The 21,643-nt window shown below is 64.5% G+C and carries 20 protein-coding genes; 12 read left to right on the plus strand and 8 right to left on the minus strand.

Annotated elements, in window-relative coordinates; all coding sequences use genetic code 11:
- Positions 1-92 precede the first annotated feature (92 nt).
- The 9 genes from L0B83_RS06140 (at position 93) to L0B83_RS06180 (ending at position 10,918) form a co-directional block, all read left to right on the plus strand.
- A complete protein-coding gene (locus tag L0B83_RS06140; protein WP_234757522.1) occupies positions 93-1,034 on the plus strand; it encodes an FKBP-type peptidyl-prolyl cis-trans isomerase in 942 nt (313 codons plus the stop codon).
- 49 nt (positions 1,035-1,083) lie between these two features.
- Entirely contained in the window at positions 1,084-1,479 is a 396-nt protein-coding gene (locus tag L0B83_RS06145; RefSeq protein ID WP_234757523.1) for an FKBP-type peptidyl-prolyl cis-trans isomerase, read from the plus strand.
- Between the two features lie 95 nt (positions 1,480-1,574).
- Complete coding sequence (locus L0B83_RS06150) at positions 1,575-3,581, plus strand: helix-turn-helix transcriptional regulator (RefSeq protein ID WP_234757524.1); 2,007 nt, start codon at positions 1,575-1,577, stop codon at positions 3,579-3,581.
- 20 nt (positions 3,582-3,601) lie between these two features.
- A complete protein-coding gene (locus L0B83_RS06155) occupies positions 3,602-3,949 on the plus strand; it encodes a hypothetical protein (protein ID WP_234757525.1) in 348 nt (115 codons plus the stop codon).
- A 32-nt stretch (positions 3,950-3,981) separates the two neighbouring features.
- Positions 3,982-4,248: a Sec-independent protein translocase subunit TatA gene (tatA, locus tag L0B83_RS06160; RefSeq protein ID WP_234757526.1), complete on the plus strand. Its 267-nt coding sequence runs from the start codon at positions 3,982-3,984 to the stop codon at positions 4,246-4,248.
- Positions 4,249-4,296: 48 nt separating this feature from the next.
- Entirely contained in the window at positions 4,297-5,091 is a 795-nt protein-coding gene (gene tatC / locus L0B83_RS06165; RefSeq protein WP_234757552.1) for a twin-arginine translocase subunit TatC, read from the plus strand.
- Between the two features lie 24 nt (positions 5,092-5,115).
- A complete protein-coding gene (locus L0B83_RS06170) occupies positions 5,116-8,013 on the plus strand; it encodes a DEAD/DEAH box helicase (protein WP_234757527.1) in 2,898 nt (965 codons plus the stop codon).
- Between the two features lie 32 nt (positions 8,014-8,045).
- The gene (locus L0B83_RS06175; RefSeq protein WP_234757528.1) at positions 8,046-9,737 is read left to right on the plus strand and encodes an amidohydrolase; all 1,692 of its coding nucleotides are present in this window, start codon (positions 8,046-8,048) and stop codon (positions 9,735-9,737) included.
- 437 nt (positions 9,738-10,174) lie between these two features.
- The gene (locus tag L0B83_RS06180; protein WP_234757529.1) at positions 10,175-10,918 is read left to right on the plus strand and encodes a polyprenol monophosphomannose synthase; all 744 of its coding nucleotides are present in this window, start codon (positions 10,175-10,177) and stop codon (positions 10,916-10,918) included.
- Between the two features lie 71 nt (positions 10,919-10,989).
- On the opposite strand, the gene L0B83_RS06185 is transcribed toward L0B83_RS06180, so the two are convergent.
- From L0B83_RS06185 to L0B83_RS06200, 4 genes are all read right to left on the minus strand, one after another.
- Positions 10,990-11,337, minus strand: a complete 348-nt coding sequence (locus L0B83_RS06185; RefSeq protein WP_234757530.1) for an RNA polymerase-binding protein RbpA — start codon at positions 11,335-11,337, stop codon at positions 10,990-10,992.
- A 241-nt stretch (positions 11,338-11,578) separates the two neighbouring features.
- On the minus strand, positions 11,579-12,535 hold the full coding sequence (locus tag L0B83_RS06190) for an SPFH domain-containing protein (protein WP_234757531.1): 957 nt from the start codon (positions 12,533-12,535) through the stop codon (positions 11,579-11,581).
- 60 nt (positions 12,536-12,595) lie between these two features.
- The gene (locus L0B83_RS06195) at positions 12,596-13,057 is read right to left on the minus strand and encodes an NfeD family protein (RefSeq protein WP_234757532.1); all 462 of its coding nucleotides are present in this window, start codon (positions 13,055-13,057) and stop codon (positions 12,596-12,598) included.
- A 106-nt stretch (positions 13,058-13,163) separates the two neighbouring features.
- Positions 13,164-14,018 (minus strand): putative RNA methyltransferase, encoded by an 855-nt coding sequence (locus L0B83_RS06200; RefSeq protein ID WP_234757533.1) that lies wholly within the window; start codon positions 14,016-14,018, stop codon positions 13,164-13,166.
- 68 nt (positions 14,019-14,086) lie between these two features.
- Here L0B83_RS06200 and L0B83_RS06205 point away from each other — a divergent pair, with 68 nt between their 5' ends.
- Positions 14,087-16,114, plus strand: coding sequence for a S9 family peptidase (locus L0B83_RS06205; protein WP_234757534.1), 2,028 nt, complete (start codon positions 14,087-14,089; stop codon positions 16,112-16,114).
- On the opposite strand, the gene L0B83_RS06210 is transcribed toward L0B83_RS06205, so the two are convergent.
- The 4 genes from L0B83_RS06210 to L0B83_RS06225 are packed head-to-tail and all read right to left on the minus strand — an operon-like array spanning position 16,104 to position 19,810.
- Positions 16,104-16,781: a peptide deformylase gene (locus tag L0B83_RS06210; protein ID WP_234757535.1), complete on the minus strand. Its 678-nt coding sequence runs from the start codon at positions 16,779-16,781 to the stop codon at positions 16,104-16,106. The genes L0B83_RS06205 and L0B83_RS06210 overlap by 11 nt on opposite strands.
- A 15-nt stretch (positions 16,782-16,796) precedes the next feature.
- Positions 16,797-17,939, minus strand: coding sequence for an FAD-dependent oxidoreductase (locus L0B83_RS06215; RefSeq protein WP_234757536.1), 1,143 nt, complete (start codon positions 17,937-17,939; stop codon positions 16,797-16,799).
- A complete protein-coding gene (locus tag L0B83_RS06220) occupies positions 17,932-18,660 on the minus strand; it encodes a class I SAM-dependent methyltransferase (protein ID WP_234757537.1) in 729 nt (242 codons plus the stop codon). Before L0B83_RS06220 ends, L0B83_RS06215 begins: the two co-directional genes overlap by 8 nt.
- Before the next feature lie 13 nt (positions 18,661-18,673).
- Positions 18,674-19,810: a type III polyketide synthase gene (locus tag L0B83_RS06225; protein WP_234757538.1), complete on the minus strand. Its 1,137-nt coding sequence runs from the start codon at positions 19,808-19,810 to the stop codon at positions 18,674-18,676.
- Between the two features lie 244 nt (positions 19,811-20,054).
- Here L0B83_RS06225 and L0B83_RS06230 point away from each other — a divergent pair, with 244 nt between their 5' ends.
- Positions 20,055-20,777, plus strand: coding sequence for a hypothetical protein (locus L0B83_RS06230; protein WP_234757539.1), 723 nt, complete (start codon positions 20,055-20,057; stop codon positions 20,775-20,777).
- Positions 20,774-21,604 (plus strand): hypothetical protein, encoded by an 831-nt coding sequence (locus L0B83_RS06235; protein ID WP_234757540.1) that lies wholly within the window; start codon positions 20,774-20,776, stop codon positions 21,602-21,604. Before L0B83_RS06230 ends, L0B83_RS06235 begins: the two co-directional genes overlap by 4 nt.
- Positions 21,605-21,643: the final 39 nt, after the last annotated feature.

Genomic DNA, 21,643 nt, shown 5'->3' on the forward strand with positions numbered 1-21,643 from the left:
ATCTGGAGGTTGGCCTCTTAACCGGGCCTCTACGCGCATGGCCGAGCCTGGCCCGTCCATGCCCTCCTTTTGCCCCGACGAAAGTTCAATTTGTGCGACGTCTACTAGCAATTCTTATCCCCGGCCTCTTGCTGATCACCGGCTGCGGCGGAAGTCCAGCAACAACAGCAACTCCGGAGCCCACCAGCCAGTCCGCCGGCGAAGTCGCCAAGCTGGATTCCCTCAAGGTCTCCGACAATGGAGACAAGAAAGCACCCGGACTGGAATTCAACAAACCGTTGGAGGTAACGCAGCCGACCATCAAGATGGTCAGCGACGGAACCGGCGACAAGGTGAAAGCCGGACAAGTGGCGCAGATCACCTACATTGCCGTTGACGGCAAGGACGGCAAGACCCTCGAAGACACCTTTCCGTCAGGTTCCCAGCCGGTCGAACTGAACGACCAGCTCAAGACCGGCAGCGCAGTGCTTTACAACGCCCTGGTCGGCGCGAAAGTGGGTGCCGACATCGCTTTCGTGGTCCCGGGAACTCCGGCAGCAGCTGAAACGCCGGCGACGTCATCCCAGCTGGTGGTCTTCAAGATCACCGGCGCCAAAGACGCGGTCAAGCCCCTGTCCAAGCCCGAAGGCGACACCGTCACCCCGCCCGCCGGCCTCCCCACCGTGAAGGACGACGACAAGGGAATTCCGCAGATTTCCGTTGCAGGAGCGGCGGCACCGCAGGGACTCGTCGCCCAGGACCTCATCAAGGGCAAGGGCGCGGTCGTCAAGGAAACAGACACCTTGACGGTCAACTACGTCGGCGTGACCCTGGCTGACGGCAAGAAGTTCGACTCCAGCTACGACAAGGGTCAGCCCGCCAGCTTCGCCCTTAATGGCGTCATCAAGGGCTGGACGCAAGGCCTTGCAGGCAAGACGGTCGGTTCCCGTGTCCTGCTCGTGATCCCCAAGAGCCTCGCATACGGCGATACCGCAACGCAGGGCCAGCCGACAGGCGATCTTGTCTTCGTCGTCGACATCCTGGGCGCCCAGTAGCCTTCCGCAAAATTCCGCAACACTGTCCCTATCACCTTGAGGAGTACCCATGTCATTTGGTCAGCGCGATTACGACCGCACTAAGCCGGAAATCGACTTCCCGGAGGGCGACGTCCCCACGGAGCTCGTTATCAAGGACATCATTGTTGGCGACGGCCCCGAGGCCAAGGCCGGCGACACCGTCTCCACCCACTACGTCGGTGTAGCTTGGTCCACCGGTGAAGAATTCGACGCATCCTGGGGCCGAGGCGCACCGCTGGACTTCCGCGTGGGCGTCGGCCAAGTAATCCAGGGTTGGGACCAAGGACTCCTTGGCATGAAGGTCGGCGGCCGACGTCGCCTTGAAATCCCCTCCGAACTCGCCTACGGCTCCCGTGGCGCCGGCGGGGCCATCAAGCCCAACGAAGCCCTCATCTTCGTCGTGGACCTCGTAGCCGTCCGCTAGCCCGCACAGCGTGGGAAGGCGCGTCCGCAGCCGGAGCAATCCGGCCGCAGACGCGCCTTCCGCCTTTGCCGGAGGAATTTAGTAACGTAGCAAGCGTGTCCGCATCACGTACCGAACGACTCCTGAACCTGCTGATTGCCCTCCTGAACACGAAATACGGGCTGTCCCGCGCCGTTCTCAGGCAGCAGGTCTATCACGATGCCGGCGACAGCGACGTCGCGTTCGGACGCATGTTTGAACGGGACAAGGCAGAGCTGAAGCGCTTGGGGTTCGACATCGAAACCCTCCTTGACCACGGATTCGGCTCGGACGATCCCGCTTCCACCCGCTACCGCATCGGCAAGGAATCCAATCGCCTGCCCTACGTGCACCTGACTCCGGCGGAGGGAACGGTCCTGCTTCTGGCCGCCCAGCTGTGGGAACGCGCCGCGCTCGGCTCGGCAGCTGCCAGCGCGTTACGGAAGCTGCAGGCTTCAGGGGATCTTGCCGACGTCGAGCTCCCGGCCGGCGTCCAGCCGCGCATCAAGCCAGCCGGCCAGGCCTTCAACGACATCATAGTGGCCATGAACGGGCAGCACCCCGTGAGTTTCGGCTATCGTGCCGCGAGCACCGGCACTGACGAACGGCGCACGGTGGAACCGTGGGGCCTCGGCAGCCGGTTCGGGCAGTGGTACCTGGTGGGCTACGACCGGGGCCGGAACGCGAAGCGCTTCTTCCGGCTGTCCCGGATGATCAGCGACGTCCACGTCGAGACCGGGGATCACTGCGAGATACCTCCGGGGTTCGACACCCGCGCCGAACTGGACAGCCTCGATGAACTTCCCTCGCAGGAGGCCCGGCTTGAGGTAGCTGAAGGCCGCTTGCTGGGCCTTCGCAAGCGCGCGACGAGTGTTACCGCGGACACCGCGCCGGGCGGCGCCCGGCCGGGCAGGGACCGGCTCTCCGTGCCGTTCCGGGACAGCGAGTTGTTCGCCGAAGAACTGGCCTCCTACGGTCCCCACGTGCGCGTGGACGGACCTCCCGCACTGCGCGACGCCGTGGTCCGCCGCCTTGAGGCTGCCGCCGCGTTCGCCTCGAGCCCCGCCGTCGAGGTCCGCTTCCCGGACGCCGGACCGGCGCCGCGGGCGCGCAAGCGGACCTCTGAAGACCAGCTCAACCGGATGCTCCAGCTGGTTCCCTTCCTTGTCCACCACCAAGGCCTGCCCATCCAGGACGTGGCCGACCGCTTCGGTGTGACCCGCGGGGAACTGGTCGAGGACCTGAAGATCCTGATTTGCTCCGGCCGGCCCGAAGGCTATCCGGATGACTTGTTCGACATCGACTGGGAAAACGAGCACGTCTACATCCGCGAACACCTCGAGCTCAACCGGCCCATCGGCTTCAGCGTCGATGAGGCTTCCGCCCTGTTGACGGGCTTGGCGACCTTGGGCGGGCTTCCCGCCCAGGCCGGGATGTCGGACGACGAGCAAAGCAGCGCCCTGGAGTCCGTGACGCTGAAGCTCACGGGTGCCGCAGGGGAGGCCGGGCGCCTGGCGGCGGCAGTCGCAGTACCTCCCGTCACCCCGGCCGACTCCGGAGCGTTCGACACCATCACCCGCGCGATCCAAGAGGGTCAGCAATTGCGGCTTCGCTACTTGTCTCAGCAGCACGATTCGGTGTCCGAACGGGATGTCGACCCCTTCCGGCTCTACTCACTGGACAACACCTGGTACTTCGAGGCGTACTGCCACAGCAAAGCCGGGTTGCGGAACTTCCGCCTGGACCGGATCGAGGAGGTCGCGCCCAACGGGCGTCCGGTGTCCAAGAATGCGAACACTGAGGACAGCGTCCCGGTGAAGCTGTACACCCCGAACGACGACGACGTCGTCGTCGTCCTCCAATTGACCCGTCAGGGCGCAGGCCTGGCGGATGACTATTATGCGGAGCGGACGGCTGCGCTTCCCGACGGCGGCCTGCTCGCCGAGGTCCGGTTCGGAAACGTGGACTGGTTGCCGATGTTCGTTGCCCAGCACGGCGGCACGGCCCGCATAGTGCAGCCGGCGGGCCTTGCCGATGCCTCCGTGGCCTGGGTGGCGGCCGCACTTGCGCAGTACCGGCAATAAAGGCTGGTTAGACTACTCAAATGCCTTGGTGGTCCTGGATCCTGTTATGGCTCGCGCTGATTGCCGTGTCGCTGCTTTGCTACGTCCTGCTGGGCATCCGCCTTTTCCGGAAGTTCATGGCCATGGTGCATGAATTGAGTGCCGCAGGGGAGCGCCTGGGGCGCCACACGCCCCTTCCCGAACACGCCGACGACGACGGGGCTCCGGCCAAGGTGTTTGGTGCAGCCGTTTTTGCCTCACCGGAACAGATGCGTCATGATTACGTGGCGGCCAAGGCCTCCCGCCGGGAAGTGCGTCGCCAAAAGCGCGTCAAGCGCAAAGCAGAACGGGGCCAACCCCAGTCTCTGCACGACATCGATTTCAGTTAGACGTAGGATGTATTCCAACGAAAGGACTTCCCGTGGGACGACTATTTGATGGCCCTTGGCCAATTGTGATTATCATCATCGTGGCCCTGCTGCTGTTCGCGGCACCCAAGTTGCCTGCCATGGCCCGCAGCCTCGGCCAGTCGATGCGCATCATCAGATCCGAAGTCAAGGAAATGAAGAACGACGGCAAGCCGGCGGCCAAGGACGACACGGACCCCGTTGAAGGCCGAGTGGTCAACCACCCCGAAGCGAGCAAGAGCGGCAACGACACCGACGTTCCGCCTGCAAGCCGCAGCTAAGCAGTAGTGGCAACGAAGACAAGCCGCAAAGCCAACCCCGAAGGGCGGATGGCGCTCCTAGACCATCTGAAGGAGCTTAAGAACCGGCTGATCAAGTCCGCCCTTGGCGTTCTCCTGGGCGCCGTGGCGGGGTGGTTCTTGTATGAGCCGGTAGTTAACAGCCTGTCGGATCCGCTGGTCAGGATCGCCGCGGAGACCAAACGTACCGCCGTGCTGAACTTCGCGGGCGTGGGAGATCCATTCGACTTCAAGCTCCGTATTGCCATCCAAATCGGCCTTGTGCTTTCAAGCCCCATCTGGATCTACCAAGTCTGGGCATTCATCACTCCCGGCCTGACCAAGAAGGAGCGCCGGTACACGCTCGGCTACATGGCCGCCGCGGTGCCATTGTTCCTGGTTGGTGTGTACGTCGCCTGGCTGGTGATCCCGAACGTCGTGCGGGCACTGCTGCAGTTCACGCCGCAAAACGGCGCCAACAACATCGACGCCTCCCAGTACTTGACGTTCGCCACGCACATGCTCCTTTTCCTCGGCATCGCCTTCCTCGTGCCGGTGGTGTTGGTGGGCGTCAACATGGCGGGCGTTTTGAGCGGCCGGACCATCCTGAAGGCCTGGCGCATCACGGTGTTCGCCGTGTTTGTCCTGGCGGCCATCGCCGCGCCCGGCGCGGACGCGCTGTCAATGTTCATGCTTGCCGGCCCGCTCCTGGTGCTCTTCTTTGCGGCGATCGGTCTCTGCATGCTGAATGACAAACGCCGCGAGCGCCAGCAGTCGAAGATCGCTGCTGAGACGGAAGCCACGGCCGACATCGCCACCCCGGCCTCGGATCTGGAGAACCTGTAGTCCCAAGGCCACTAGGCTTGAAACATGTCCTCCAATTCAGGGGCCCTCTCGCCCTCAGAAGCCTTTCAAGCCGCAGCGCAGCGGAGTGCCGAGTCGAAAACGTATCTTGGTACCTTTGCGCGGTCACTGGACTTCGAGCTTGACCCGTTCCAGCGTGACGCGTGCCGCTCGCTTCAGGAAGGCAAGGGAGTGCTCGTGGCGGCGCCCACAGGGGCGGGCAAGACAATCGTCGGCGAGTTCGCCATCTATCTGGCGCTTGAACGTGGGCTCAAGGCTTTCTATACGACGCCGATCAAGGCACTAAGCAACCAGAAGTTCTCCGAGCTCTCGGCGAAGTACGGTGCCTCGAACGTGGGTCTGCTGACCGGTGACACCACCATCAACGGCGAGGCGCCGATTGTGGTGATGACCACCGAGGTCCTGAGGAACATGCTGTACGCCGACTCGGACACCTTGAGTGATCTTGGCTACGTCGTGATGGATGAGGTCCACTACCTGGCGGACCGTTTCCGCGGCGCAGTCTGGGAAGAAGTGATCATCCACCTCCCCAGCGAAGTCCAAGTGGTTTCGCTGAGCGCCACGGTCTCCAACGCCGAGGAGTTCGGCGCGTGGCTGGACACCGTGCGCGGAGACACCGACGTGATTGTCTCCGAACACCGTCCCGTCCCCTTGTGGCAGCACGTCATGGTGGGGCGTGAGATCGTCGATCTCTTCGCGGGGGAGACGAGCTTTGACGAGATCGCTCCGGAGGTACCGGACGGCGCCGCGTCCGTGCCGGAATCGCTGCGGGAGCCCGGGCGGGATGCCCCGCGCAGGGACTTCGAAGTCAACCCGGAGCTGCTTTCCATGGCACGGGCTGAAAGCCAGATGAACTTCCGGGGCCGCTTCGGCCATGGCGGACGCAGCCGGCGCCGGCAGGACCGGCAACGGGACAACACCGCCGGAGAGCAGCGCAGCCCTGTGCGCAAGGCGAGCCGGCCGCAGATCATTGCGAGCCTGGACCGCCAAGGGCTGCTTCCGGCGATTACGTTCATCTTCTCCCGGGCCGGTTGCGACGGCGCCGTCGCGCAGTGTGCCGCGGCCGGGCTGTGGCTCACGACGGAACGGGAACAACGGATCATCGCGTCCCGGGTGGACGAGGCGAGCCGCGAGATTCCTTCGGACGACCTCGATGTCCTGGGTTTCTGGAGTTGGCGCGACGGACTGCTCCGCGGGCTCGCGGCCCACCACGCCGGGTTGCTGCCGACGTTCAAGGAAGTCGTGGAGAAACTCTTCGCCGAGGGGCTGGTGAAAGCCGTTTTCGCCACAGAGACCCTCGCCCTGGGCGTCAACATGCCCGCCCGTTGCGTCGTGCTGGAGAAGCTCGACAAATTCAACGGCGAGGCCCACGTCAACATCACAGCGGGGGAGTACACCCAGTTGACGGGGCGCGCCGGACGGCGCGGAATTGACGTCGAAGGCCACGCCGTGGTCCTTTGGCAGCCGGGCACCGATCCGGCTGCCGTGGCCGGCCTCGCTTCCCGGCGCACCTATCCGCTCAACTCCAGCTTCCGGCCAACCTACAACATGAGCATCAACCTCATCGCCCAGTTCGGGCGGCCGAGGGCGCGTCAGATCCTTGAATCGTCGTTCGCCCAGTTCCAGGCTGACCGGTCAGTCGTGGGGCTTGCCCGGCAGGTTCGTAGCCGCGAAGAGTCATTGGCCGGCTACGCCGAAGCCATGAAGTGCCACCTGGGCGATTTCAGCGAGTACGCCAAACTCCGGCGGGACCTTAGCGAGGCAGAGCAATTTGCCTCGAGGAGCACCTCGCGGGCCCGCAAGTCGCTGACCGTGGACTCCCTGAGCCGGCTTATGCCCGGCGACATCGTCAAGGTGCCGGGCGGACGCGCCCCGGGTTACGCCGTCGTACTCAACGCCGATCCGAATTCGCGCGAACCGCGGCCCGCAGTGCTTTCGGAAGACAACCAACTGCACAGGATCGGCGCCCACGAAGTCGAGGGGCCCGTTTCACCGGTGTCCTGGATCCGGATCCCCAAATCGTTCAACGCGAAGCTGCCCAAATCCCGTCGCGATCTGGCATCCGCCATGCGCAATGCGGTCCGCGACGGACGTCCGCCGGCCCGGGGCACGAACCGCAGCGAGGACTTTGGCAGGGCCCGCTACATGCCGGACCAGGAAAAGAAGATCGCAGACCTCCGCCGGGCACTGCGCGCCCATCCCTGCCATGGCTGCAGCGAACGTGAGGACCATGCACGTTGGGCTGAACGCTGGTGGAAACTGCGTCATGAGACCGACGGGCTCGTCCGGCAAATCCAGGGCCGCACCAACACGATCGCGAAGACATTCGACCGTGTCTGCGATGTCCTCACGGCCTACGGTTACCTCCAGACGTCCGACGCCGGACATGTCACCATCAGCGCGGACGGCCAGCGCCTGCGGCGCATCTACGGTGAGAAAGACCTGCTGATTTCCCAATCCATCCGCCAAGGGGCCATCAAGGACCTCGACGCCGCCGAACTGGCCGCCCTGGCCAGCACAATGGTGTTCCAGGCCAAGCGCGACGATCGCGGCCTGAGACCCAAGATGCCGTCCGTGTCCCTCGAGACATCCGTGGACATCGTGGTGCGTGAGTGGTCCGCGTTGGAAGACATCGAGGACAAAAACAGGCTGCCCCTGACCGGCGAGCCGGAGCTGGGACTTGTCTGGCCCATTTTCAAGTGGGCGAAGGGCCGCCATCTCCAGGAGGTCCTCAGCGGAACCGACCTCGCAGCAGGCGACTTTGTGCGCTGGGCCAAGCAGGTCATCGACCTGTTGGACCAGATGGCAAAGATTCCAGGGCTCGAACGGCGCCAAACCAAGATGTGCCGTGACGCGATCGATCTCATCCGCCGCGGCGTCGTCGCCTACTCCAACGTCTCCTGACACTCCACAGATTCCCAGCAAGGAGCATAACCATGACTCATCCAGGCGCGCCCGCCGAAAACCCGGCCCGCAAGGTCACGATGTACCGCAACGGCTCCGTGTACACAGCAGCTGACCCTTTCGCGACGGCAATGCTGGTGGACGGAGGCACTGTTGCCTGGGTTGGCTCGGAGCAGGCCGCCACATCGATTGCCGATTCTTCGATGGAAGTCATCGATCTGCGGGGAGCCTTGCTCGCACCCGGTTTCGTTGACTCCCACATGCACCTCACCGAGACGGGAATCGCTGCCGATTCCGTCCAGCTTGCCGGTGTCCACTCGGCACGTGAACTGCTCGACGCCGTCGCCCTGGCCGGCAAGGCACCGGGCACCACCGGCGTCGTACTCGGGCACGGTTGGGACGAGTCGGCGTGGCCCGACAAGACGCTTCCCGCGCCGGAGGAGCTCGACCGCGCCGCAGGCGGGCGCCACGTGTACCTCGCGCGGGTCGATGCGCACTCTGCCCTCGTTTCAGCGTCCCTGGCATCCTCGGCCGGGCTGGACGGCCTCGATGGCTACGACGGTACTGCGCGCGTCGTTAGGTCGGCCCATTCAGCGGCCCGGCTGGTCGCCAGGCAGTTCCCCGATTCCGAACGGCGCCGGTACCAGGAACTGGCCCTTCGCGAGGCTGCGGCCAACGGTTACGTCGCCTTGGCCGAGATGGCGGCCCCGCACATTTGCAGCGTCGACGACCTTCGGATGTCCGCATCCTGGAACTCCGCACCTTGGAACTCCGCAGCTTGGAACGAGGGCGGCGCGGGCGGCCCCGGGATCCTTCCCTATTGGGGTGAACTCGCCACATCGGCCGAACATGCCTCCGCCATCCTGGAAGGCTTGGACGTGCCCGTTCTTGGCCTCGCGGGGGATTTGAACATCGACGGTTCCATTGGTTCGCGAACGGCGGCCCTCAGCGCAGATTACACCGATGCTCCGGGCCACCGCGGAAACCTCTACGTTTCGGTCGACGAGGCCGCTGCCCACATCGTTGCTTGTTCGGCCCTCGGTATCCAAGCAGGCTTCCACGTCATCGGGGACGCAGGACTGAAGGCAGCACTGGATGCCTTTGACGTTGCCGCAGCGGAAGTGGGGGAGCAGCGGGTCCGCGCCGCCGCGCACCGGCTCGAGCATGTGGAAATGGCGGATGCCGGCGATCTCGCCCGGCTTGCGAAGCATTCGATTACAGTGAGCGCGCAGCCCGCCTTCGATGCCATCTGGGGCGGAGCCGGAAAGTTGTACGAGCAGCGCCTGGGCGCGCGAAGCACGGCAATGAACCCCTTCGCTTCGTACTACTCCACAGGCGTGCCGGTGTGCTTCGGCAGCGACAGCCCCGTCACCCCGTTGCGCCCATGGTCAAGCGTCAGGGCATGTCTGGAACACAGCAATCCGGATCAACGCATTTCGGCGCGGGCAGCGTTCCTTGGCCACACCCGGGCCGGTTGGCGGGCCGCCAAAGAGCGCAATCCGCTGATGGGACAACTGGTTCCCGGGGCCCCTGCCAATTTTGCTGTGTGGGAGGTTGAAGAACTGATGGTGCAAGTGGCGGATGACCGCGTTCAGTCCTGGTCCACCGATCCGCGTGCACGAACGCCTCTTCTCCCCGCGCTGGACAGTGGCAACGACCCCGTTTGCCTACAGACCGTGCGTGAAGGCCGTGAGATCTTCGCAAGCGAAATTTTGCGGTCATAGTTGCAGCGAGCTTCCCTCGTCCCGAGGGCTTCTGACCTGCGGGTTTAGACAAAGCCCCTGCTCAGGCGGCGCTTGACAGGATTTGTGGGATCCGTAGCATTTAGGGTCAACAGGCTTCCACAGCAAATGACCGGTTGCCTGGCCGCGGTGGGGTACGGTGCAGAAAACAAGCAACGGGCCCGTTTCCCAGACCGCGGCACTCGTAGTGGGCAGGTCCACTGTGCCGCAGAAAACGGTTCGGCCTCGAGTTCAGCACGCGGGCCGGCACTGGACCTGGGCTGGTGGACCTGCCCGCGGCCAAGCGCGCACGTTGTGGCGCAGCCCACACGCGTCCCCGGACTGGGCAAGTTGTCGTCCTATAATGGAGAGTTGCGCCTGAATGCCAGCCACGCTGCTGCTCCGGCGCACTGACCGCTCCATCAAGGAAAGGCCTCTTCTTGCGTGTCCTGACGATCATCCCCACGTACAACGAGCTGGAATCGCTACCCAAGACCCTCGGACGGCTGCGCGCGGCTGTGCCCGCCTCCGATGTCCTGGTTGTCGACGACAACAGCCCAGACGGGACGGGACAGCTCGCCGACAGCATCGCCGCCGAGGACAGCCAGGTCCACGTCCTGCACCGCAAGGGCAAGGAAGGCCTCGGAGCTGCATATATCGCCGGATTCAAATGGGGAATGGCTGCTGGATACGACGTCCTCGTTGAGATGGATGCCGATGGTTCGCACCAGCCCGAGCAGCTGCCGTTGCTGCTTGAGGCGATCAACGACGGCGCCGACCTCGCGATGGGATCACGCTGGGTTCCCGGTGGCGGAACAGTGAACTGGCCGCTCTACCGTCAAGCAATTTCGCGCACGGGCAGCACGTATGCCCGGCTCATGCTCGGCTTGAAGATCAAAGACATTACCGGCGGCTACCGCGCGTTCCGCCGCAGCACGCTCGAGGCGCTCAAACTGGACGAGGTCGAATCGGTTGGCTACGGCTTCCAGGTGGATCTTGCCTGGCGGGTCGCCAAGCTCGGCCTGAAGATCGTCGAACGCCCCATCACGTTCGTTGAGCGCGAGCTCGGAGCCTCCAAGATGAGCGGCAATATTGTTGTTGAGGCCATGATCAACGTGACCAAGTGGGGGCTCGCCGCACGGTGGGCCGCGCTGACCGGGAAAAAGACCCCCGTCTCAAAGTAGCTTCAACGGCGAAGGCCGGTTCCGCGCTCTCGTGAAGAGTGCGGAACCGGCCTTCGCAGTTAACTGCGGCGTTATGCCGAGCGGCGTTCCCCGCGGCGTTCGCGCAGGATGTTCAGGCGGTCTTCGAGGATCTGCTCGAGCTCGGGAAGGCTGCGGCGTTCAAGCAGCATGTCCCAGTGCGTGCGGACGGCCTTCTCGTTCGCGTCCACCGGGCGTTCGCCGTCAACCAGGAGCGCTTCCTTGCCGGTCTTGGAAATCCAGACGGGAGGGATCTCGGCTTCGGAGGAGAAGGTAACGAAGACCTGCTCACCGTCCGCGCAGCGGTATTCAACCCTCTGACGCGGCGCCGGCTCCACGCCGGATTCAGTTTCCATGCTCTGGGCGCCAAGACGCATGCCCCGCAGGCTGCGATCGCTCATGATTACTCCCTCTGTCGGTTCGCGGAACCATGTTCCGCGCTAGCCGGACGCCTCAGGGCGGCGCCCGGACTACTGTTCTGCACACGTTGCATCACTAGATGAAACGCCTCACCAAGCGTTAATGTTCCGTTCGGATTGAACCGGCCGGACAAATACACCATTATACGCGGATCGGAGATGGCAGGACAAAGCGACGGGGACCGGCCGGAGAGTGGCCGGTCCCCGTTCAGGTTATTCGTCGTTACGCGGACGGCTCCTGGGCAGGGTGCTCGTGTGCGGAATCGCCGAACAGTCCGGGAGTGGCTGATCCGCCGTTGGCGCCGCCGAGCGCACTGCCGATGCCCTTGAGTGCCTCACCAACCTCGCTGGGAACGATCCACAGCTTGTTGGATGTGCCCTCCGCAATCTTAGGCAAGGTCTGGAGGTACTGGTATGCCAGGAGCTTTTGATCCGGGTTGCCTTTGTGGATGGCGTCGAAGACCTTCTGGATGGCCTGGGCTTCGCCATCGGCGCGGAGGATGGCCGCCTTGGCGTCACCCTCTGCGGCCAGGATCGCTGCTTGCCGTTTGCCTTCCGCCGTCAGGATCTGCGATTGCTTGGTGCCTTCGGCGGTCAGAATCGCAGCACGCCTGTCGCGCTCGGCCCGCATCTGCTTCTCCATTGAGTCCTGGATGGAGTGCGGCGGGTCGATTGCCTTGAGTTCCACGCGGGAGACACGGATTCCCCAGCGGCCTGTGGCTTCGTCCAGGACACCACGCAGCTGGCCGTTGATCTGATCGCGCGAGGTGAGCGCTTCTTCAAGGTTCAAGCCGCCCACGACATTACGGAGCGTTGTGGTGGTCAGCTGTTCAACAGCCTGGATGTAGTTGGCAATCTCGTAGGTCGCGGCCCTGGGATCCGTGACCTGGAAGTAGACCACGGTATCGATCGAGACAACCAGGTTGTCCTCGGTAATCACCGGCTGCGGCGGGAAGGAAACCACTTGTTCCCGAAGATCCAACAGCGGCAGCAGGCGGTCGACAAACGGGATCAGGATGGTAAGCCCGGGGTTGAGCGTGCGCTGGTACTTACCGAGGCGTTCCACGACGCCGGCACGCGCTTGCGGGATGATCCTGATCGAACGGACCAAAACGATGATCACGAATATGACGAGAACCAGCAGTACGATCCCGGCTGCGGTTCCTCCCAAGCTGTCCATACATCTCCTTCATTCCCCAGTTACGTGTTTGATGCGGTTATTTGCCGAGCGGGACGCTGCTCAGTGCGGGCTGTCTTCCGAAGCAAGGGAGACTACCGCCGTCGCGCCGTCGATCCTGGTGACTTGCACGGTCTGGCCGGCGTCGATGATCTCAGCCGCGCTGCGCGCGGTCCACACGTCGCCGCCGATCTTGACCAGCCCGGTGGTCGCGCTGACGGGCTCCATGACAAGCGCCGATTGGCCGATCAGGCGGTCCACATTGGTTCGTTGCTCGGCGGGTCCCTTGTGCAGATGCCTCAGCGCGATGGGACGCACGAACGCGATCATGAGCAGGGACACGATGCAAAGGACGACGATTTGCAACCAGAGATCGGCTCCGGCAAGGTCAGCGACGAGGGCAGCGAGGGCGCCGGCCCCGAGCATGATGAAGAAGAAGCTGAGCGTCAGCATTTCAACGACGGCGAACGCCAGAAACACCGTGAGCCAAAGGGCCCACCAGTTGCTGCCAAGCCATTCAAACATCGTTTCCCCCTGTTTTCGGACTTGCGGTGGCAGCCGGCCCGGGCCGGACTGTCGGCAAGATCACAGTCGCTGTTTTCTCCATCCTAGCCCGGCGTGGAGGTTCCCGTTAGGAGCTGCGATCCGGTGCTGTGAAGACGCTCAGGGTGAACTTCGCGGTGGCATGGACCGACCGTTCCGTGGCCGTTGCTGCCAGGAGCGCGGAGCGTTCGAGGTGGTGGCCCGCCGGTCCCATGAAGGCGACATTGGCAATGTCCGGTCCGTCGAGCGTGAGGTCCACGTCGAGGTGAATGACGTCGGCGAGGGTGAAGAACTCCTGCATGGTGTCCGCAAGGCGTTCTTCCTTGCCTTCCTCGATGCCCAGCATTCCGGTCCGTTCGGCGATCTCTTCCAAGTGCCCCGCGCGCGGAGTCACCACGATCACCCGGCCGCCTGGACGCAACACGCGGGCGAATTCCGGAGGATTCCGAGGGGCGAAGACCACGATGATGGCATTGACGGCACGATCGGCGATCGGCAGTGGGCGCCAGATATCCCACACCAGATTGACGGCGCCGGGATTCAACCGTGCGGCCCGGCGCAGGGCAAATTTGGAGATGTCTATGCCGACGGCTGCGGCGGGGGTACGGTCCAGCACAGTCCGCAGGTAGTGGCCGGTTCCTGTCCCCGAATCCAGGACGACCGACCCCGGCGCCGTCAACACCGGTGCCGCCAGGTCCGCGACCGCCTCAGCGAGCGGGGCATAGTGGCCCGCGCCCAGGAAGTCGTTACGGGCCGCGACCATTTCTGCCGTGTCGGATTCGAAGACTGTGCCCTTGCCCGTCAGCAGGTTGAAATAGCCCTGTTTGGCGGCGTCGAAACTGTGGCCGGAGATGCAGACCAGGGAAAGCGGCGCAGCTCCGCCCAGTTCGAAAGGGCCCTGGCAGACCGGGCAGCGCAGGATAGCGGCGGCGTCGGTATGCATAACGACAATCCTACGGCGGCCGGAGTGGCATATATCGCCACGCCGTGACGGCGGCTAGGCTCACCAGCGTGAAAGCCGAACAACTCCCGCTGCTGAATTCCGTCTCCGCTCCTGCCGCCCACCCCGACGGGACCCGCGCCGTCGTGTCGGTCACGCGGCCCGATTTCGACGCCGACGCCTACGTCGGGCAGCTTTGGAGCGTCCCGTTCGACCCCGCGGTACGGCCCCGTCGGATTACCCGCGGCTTCCGTGACACCGCACCAGCATTCTCGCCCGACGGCAAAGTTTTGGCTTTCCTTCGTGCGGTTCCGGACGGCAAGCCGCAACTGCACGTCGTGGAGGCCGACGGCGGGGAGCCGCAAGCGATCACCGATCAAAAACTGGGTGTCTCCGAGTTTTCCTGGGCACCCGATTCGAGCAGGATCGTCTTCTCTTCGCGGGTCCCCGAGGAAGGGCGTTACGGAACGGTCGACGGCGTCGGGCCGGGCAGTGAAGACCCCAGGTTAATCACCGACAACCAATACAGGCTCAATGGAGTGGGCTACACCGCGGACAAGCCCGCCCAGCTGTTCGTCGTCGACGTTCCCGAGCCCGGAGCGGAACCTCCGGTGACCCCTGTCGGGAGGGCCGCGAAGGCCCGCGGAACCGAAGCGGTGAGCCTTGTGCCGGAGGCCAGGCAGTTGACCCACGGCGATGTCGACCATGCTTCGCCGTCCTTCAGCCGCGACGGCGAGAGCGTGTACTTCGTCGCCCCGCTCCATGAAGGGCACGACGCCGACCTTGTCTCGGGCATCTACCGCGTCCCTGCCGTGGGCGGGGAGGCCACCGCGCTGCGTCCGGACGCAGCGCCGCAGTCCGTCCGGGAAGCCCGTGAGTCCGCGGACGGTGAATGGCTCTTCTTCACGGCGCAGGACCTCGGCGACGACGGCCTGGATTTCGTGGCGAGGAACACCGCCCTGTACGTCATGCCGGTCCGCGGCGGCGAGGCAACGATGCTGAGCGACGTCGAAAGCCAGGACATCGGCGGCCCCCTCGAAGCCTTCGGGGCGGACGGGGTGCTCGCGCTCAACACCAGCCGCGGGAGCGTGGAGCTGATCCACTGGAGCGCCGATGGCGGGACTGAGGTCCTGGTCAAGGGGTCCCGGATGGTGATCGGCGCTTCAGCGGCGGGAGACAGCGTGGCTGTCGCTTACAGCGACCCTTCCAGCAACGGCGAACTCGGCGTTCTTCGCGGGGGTGAATTCAGGGCGCTCACTGATTTCGCCAAGCCGCTCCGCGACGAAGCAACCATTCTTGAACCGCGCGAGTTCACAGCCACCGGCCCTGACGGCTACCCGGTCCATGGCTGGGTGGTCCTGCCGGAGGGACCCGGCCCGCACCCCGTACTGCTTACCATCCATGGCGGACCGTTCGCGCAGTACACCGGGGCCTTCTTCGACGAAGCCCAGGTGTACGCCGACGCGGGATACGCCGTACTGATGTGCAATCCGCGCGGTTCCGCCGGGTACGGCCAAGGGCACGGTGGAGCCATCAAGGAGAAGATGGGCACCGTGGACATGGCGGACGTGCTGACGTTCCTCGATGGTGCACTGGAAGCCTTCCCTGTGATGGACAAAGAATCGGTCGGGATCATGGGCGGGTCCTACGGCGGCTATCTGACAGCCTGGGTCATCGGCCACGAGCACCGCTTCAAGGCAGCCATTGTGGAACGTGGATTCCTTGACCCTGTCAGCTTCACCGGTTCCTCGGACATCGGATGGTTCTTCGGCGAACAATACACGGGAAGCTCGCCCGCGCAGATGGCGGCACAGAGCCCCATGGCAGTGGTAACCGCAGTGCGAACGCCCACTTTGGTGATCCACAGCGAAAACGATCTCCGCTGCCCGGTTGAACAGGGCCAGCGCTACTTTGCCGCGCTCAAGGCACAGGGCGTGGAGACGGCGTTGCTCCTTTTCCCCGGTGAGGACCACGAGCTGTCCCGCTCGGGTACGCCGCACCACAGGCGACAGCGTTTCCAACAGATCCTCGCGTGGTGGGCAAAGCACCTGCCTTCCGGAGCCAACCCGCCCCGCGAGATCGGTTCAACTACGGATTGAGGAAACCAAGCCCGCGGCGTGCCTCGTCGACTCCGGGGTAAGCCCAATGGGCTGCGTACTCCGCATCGTTCGCCAGCGACCGTAGCTCGGCGCGGTCCAAGTAGAGTCCGCCGTGCAGGTGGTCGGTCTCGTGCTGGACTATCCGGGCCTGCCACCCGGAGAACCCGGCCGAGGCCGCGCTGCCGTCAGGACGCTGGTAGTGCAGGCGGACGTCGCGGTGCCGCGTGACCACGGCTTGGAAACCGCGCATGGACAGGCAGCCTTCGTAGAACGACGCCGTTGCGGTCCCCTCAGGTTCGTAGCTGGGATTCAGTATCGCGAAGAAGCCCAACGGGGTCCTGTGGCGGACCTCCGAGGCGACAGGGTCGACGTCGAAATGGTCTTCGAGCACGGCCAGCTGCAAGGGAATGCCAAGCTGCGGGGCCGCGAGGCCAACGCCGGGGGCGGCGTGCATGACGTCGCGCATCCGCTCGACCAGTTGTGCCAATTCGGTGTCGTCGAGCTGGCCGTCATAGGCCGCGGCGCGCTGGCGCAACACCGGATGGCCGACCTGCACGATGGGCGGGAGGCCTTCAAGGCTGAGCAGGTCCTGGACCGCCCTGCGGATTTCCGCGGCAGTAAACGTGGTGTCCGGGCCGGCAAGCAGGGGGCGCGTCTCAAAGTCCATGGATTGAGCATAGTGTCAGTGCATCGTGAATCTCCGGGCAACAAGCTCCGAGAACATCGGCAGGGTGATGGCTCGGCCGATCAGGGCATTCCGGGCGTTGAGGACCTTCGGGGGCAAAGGCCGGCCCAGCGCCATGTTGAGGCCGGCCTGCCAGATGGCTTTCTTCGCCGCGCGGCGCCGATCCTGCTCGAATTCCTCGAGCTGCTTGCCGGCAGGTCCTCCCGCGGACGTTCGCAATGCTTCACCGACGATCGGCGCCAAGGCGACGGCGTCAAGCCATCCGAGGTTCATCCCTTGGCCGCCGATCGGGCTGATCTCGTGGGCGGCGTCGCCAATCAGGGCGACCCGTCCGTGAACCATGCGGGCGACGAGCCTCGAGGTGACGCCGAAGGCGCTGATCATCGAATTGCTTCCGGGGTCCACCGCGCTGGCAGTCCGCTCCTTGATGAGCGCGGCGAGGACATGGGGAGTGGGTTCCCGGCAGGGGGCGCCAAGGCGGACCACCCACCGGCGGATGCCGTCAGGCAAGGGGAAGGACTCCACGATTCCGCCAGACTCAAGGAAAAGCACAGCGCTATTGCCGTGTTCCGACTCATCCCGGAAGTCGCCCATGACGTAATAGTCGGGATACGTCCGCAAGCGCGGCTCGAGCCCCAGCCCTTCGCGCACTGCCGAATGCACACCGTCGGCTGCCACCACAAGACGGGCCCGGAACTCCACTTGAGCCCCGTCGCGCCGTCCGCGCAAACGCAGGTGCCCGCCGTCGTCGACGACTTCCTCAACCTGCACCCCGCGCTGGAGGGCTCGCGGATCGAGGTCGATGACCCGCGACTCGAGCGTCTGGGTGGTGAGGTATTGCGGAACGGCAAGGATGAAAGGGTACTCGGCCGAGGGGCGGGCGAAGTCCATGTCGGCGACTTTCCTGCCACCGCTGTATGCTGCACCGCGGGTGATGCGGACCCCTGAAGCGACCAAAGGACGGGCGGCGCCTACGGCGTCCAGTGCTGCCAGGGCAGGCGGGTGGATTCCTATGGCGCGGGTCTGGCGGCCCGGCGTGGCGCGCCGTTCCAAGACCGCCACGCGGTGTCCGCCTTGCAGCAGAAGGGCCGCCATGAACAGTCCGACAGGCCCGGCTCCGACCACCACGACGTCAAACATCCGGGACGCCCCCGGGCAGGTAGACCAGGAGATTGTGCCACAAACCGCTCGGTTCGACCGCCCAGGCCGGGGGAGCAGCGGCCCTGAGTTCCGCTGCGGTATAGCTCCGCCTGATGGACGTGAGGCCGTCGCCGTGGATATAGGACCCGATCCCGAGGGGCCAGGATCCGGCCCAAAAAAGTGCGTATGCCACGCGGCTGCGCTTGAGGTCGTTGTGCAAGGCGATCCGGCCGCAGAGCTTTTCGGAATCGTGAAGGAACGCCGCCAGTTGCGGGGAGGTCAAGTGGTGGAGGACATGGTTGGAGATCACGACGTCGAACACGCGCCCCTCTGCCACGAGCTCGGAACTGAGGGCTTTCCGGTAGCTCACACCCTCCACCTTCGGGGCAGTGCTGGCGTAATTGAAGGCACGCTCGTCCGGGTCGATTCCGGTGGCTTCCAGCCGATATCCGTCCGCCGCTGCACGGCGGGCGAGGCTACGGGCGACGTCTCCGCCGCCGCAGCCGATGTCGAGGACCGTGGTGGGCGCCGCCGTCGTGAGCAGTGGCTTGATCCATGAGCTGTAGGTGGCACGCCAGCCGGAGACCGCCGCGTTGACGATCGGGAACCGCGCATAGCTCCTGTTGAGCCGGTCAAGATCGCAATCCGGGCGGTCCATGTCTTCCACCGCGGCCACATCGCGTTCGCGGAGAGAACCGCCTGGAAGGGGGAGGACGGGCATCACAGCTCCGGCATTACAGATCCGGTGAGACGCGGGTGAACAGTCCGGTCTCCACCGTGAGGCCGGGCCCGAATGCCATGGAACAGATGCGTTCCTCCCGCTCTGCCGGCGCTTGTCCCAGGATGTGCTTCAAGACGAAGAGCACGGTGGAGCTGCTCATGTTGCCGTACTCGCGAAGGACGTCGCGTGCCGGAACCATCTGCTCTTCAGTGAGTTCAAGCTTCGACTCAACCTTGTCGAGGATGCTGCGGCCGCCTGGATGGATGGCCCAGTGCGTGATGTCCCGGTAGGGGAGCCCGGCCAGGGAGGGGTCCCGGGCGAGCAGCGGTTCGAGCGCTCCGGTGATGTGGTCCTCAATGATGTGCGGCACATACGTGCCAAGAACCATTTCGAACCCTTCGTCCCCGATGTTCCAGGCCATGGCTTCTTCGCCCACCGGGGTCAGGACAGTCTCGAAATGGTCGAGCCGGATTGCGGGGTCAGGCCCTTCCGGTTCACGGGACGTCACGACGGCGGCCGCCGCTCCGTCCCCGAAGATCGCCGACCCCATGATGGTGTCCGGATCATTTGAGGTCCGGACGTGGAGGGAACAAAGCTCCGCGCAGATGACAAGGACGACGGCGGAGGGGTCGGCCTGACAGAACTGTCGGGCTGCGCGGAGGGCGGGGAACGCGGCGTAGCAACCCATGAAGCCGAGGTGATAGCGCTGCACGGAGGGGCTCAATCCGAGGGCCCGGACCACTTTGTAGTCGGGGCCGGGATTGAAGAATCCCGTACAGGAAACGGTGATGACATGGGTTATGTCGCGTAGATCGATGTCGGGGCATTTCCCGACGGCGGCTTTGGCGGCCTCGATGAACAATTTGGTGGCCTCGACGGCAAAAATTTCGTTGCGCACTTTGGTGCTGGGGCTCAGTACCTGACCCGTGGCGGGGTCGAAGAAGGAAGGGTTCTCGGAGTGGTTATCCAGTGACAATTCGGCGACAGCGGTGAATCGGGTGTCGATGGCTGCTGAATCAAAGCAGGTCCGCACCAGGCGGGATCCAAGCCGCGTCAGGCCGGGTTGTGATGCAAATACGTCGCGCGCCTGCGGTTGCACAAGCACGGTGGGCGGTACGGCAGTTTCCAGAGACCTCACGTAGACCGGCATGCTTCATTCTTGGCGACGATGCTGGCGTTGACAATGGCAGAGCGTGGAAATGTGGACGTTTTATGGTCATCGCCGCTTTCCCGCGGGGCGGGTCTCTACCGGCCCCGCGCGATTTCCGGGGCTTCCGCGTCATGAATCGAGGCGACGGGCCACTGTTTTTAGTAACAGCCCATTTTTCCGTTTGGCCGCGCGGCTGCACGGTGAACGGGGGTGGTCCTTTGTGCTTTTGGGGAGGTGCGCAGGTATGCAACGGGAGCTGGATGTCGGGAGTGCCCGCGTCAAAGTGAACCGGTTGCGGCTGCGTTTGGCTGAGCTTGACCGACAGGTGGGCGTGGTTGACCGTTTGCTCGGCCAAGTCGTGAACCTGGCGCTGGAGCTGTATGAGGCGAGGGCGTGGAAGGCCTTCGGCCTGGACACGTGGGCTGAGTTGGTGGAGGCCGAACAGCTCGTCCTTCCTGGCCTGAGGCGCAGTGCCCGGGTGAGCGTCGCCATGGAGTTGGCTGCAGGAAATTTGTCCCTCCGTGCCATCGCACCGGTCTTGGGCGTATCCCATGAGACCGTGAAGACGCTGCTCGCACAGGGCGTTGCCGAAGGTGGAACGCTGCCGCCCGTCAGATTGTCATTGGACGGCAAAGTGCGCCGCATTGCGCCTTCCGTGCCACTGGGGTTCGACGTGGTTCACCCGGCATCCGGCACCCATTCCGACGAGGGAGTTTTCGATGCGGAGGGCTTCCTGAGCGATGTGGGAGCCTTGGGCGTGGATCACGGCCCTTCCGACGCCGCCGTACTGGCGGAGCTCCAACTGCGGGAGTTGATGGATTCCATCCGGAAAATGGGAGCCTCTGAGCTTGTGGTCCAGCGACTGCCGGAGGCCCATCCCGCGCGGCGCCGCCGGCTGGCCGCCCAGTTCCACGCGGCTGCGGAACTGATGAGCGATGTTGCGAAGCGGTGGGGCGTCGCCGCATGACTCCCGAAATCCGTGGCCGGTTTTCGACGTCGTCTGAACGGGACGCCTTCCTGCGGGACTTGGTCTTGCGATGGCAGCAGGAAGGCCGGGACGGTCCGTCCGGCCGGGAGCTGTTTGGTTCGTTCCTTCCCGCGCTATTGTGCCGGTTCCGGCACGAGTTCCCGTCAGTTGCCCCCGAAGATCCGCTGTCCTGCGCTGCGGAAGTTCTCTGCGGCCGCGGAATACCCGCGGACGTCCCGGCTTGCGCATGGCTGCTGACGGTTGTGCGCAACGAGCTCCGAACCTGGACTGTTGCCCAGCGCCACTGGCTCTCAGAGCGGGACGTCCGCGACGGCGTGTGGGCGGATATGAAGAAGAACCAGGCGGCGGGGGAAGGCCCGCCACTGGTCTCGGTGTTCGGAGATGAAGGCGAATGGCCGCACATTCCGTTCCGCACCTCGAACATGCCTGCCGGTCCATCACGTCTCTGGGACGAACTGAAGGCGCTGTTGATCAGGGCGGGCTGGGATCCCGACATTGCGGAGCAAGGCCTGCGGGTGATTGAACAGCGGGCATCCCGGCACATGGAGGAGATTTCCTTCGCATCCGAGCCGGGGGCCGCGCTCTCCCGTTTGGAGACAAACAGGGCCTTGAGCTGCGTGCCCAGGGGACACAAGAGGGCTCTCGTGGACTTCGTCTGCAGCGAACGCGGTTACCTTTGGGGCCGCCTCCGCGGAATTTCCCCGGTCAACGCCCTTGCCTTGCCCGGCGTCCGGGAGGCGTTGGAATCGCTGGTCTGGAACAAAGCAAGACCCAAGAACGCCCGGACCCGGAGGTATGCAGCTTGAAACGTGCAGCCCTGTGCGGCATCCCTGCTTGATCGCGCC

It is taken from the genome of Arthrobacter alkaliphilus (assembly GCF_021483235.1).
GTDB classification, from domain to species: domain Bacteria; phylum Actinomycetota; class Actinomycetes; order Actinomycetales; family Micrococcaceae; genus Arthrobacter; species Arthrobacter alkaliphilus.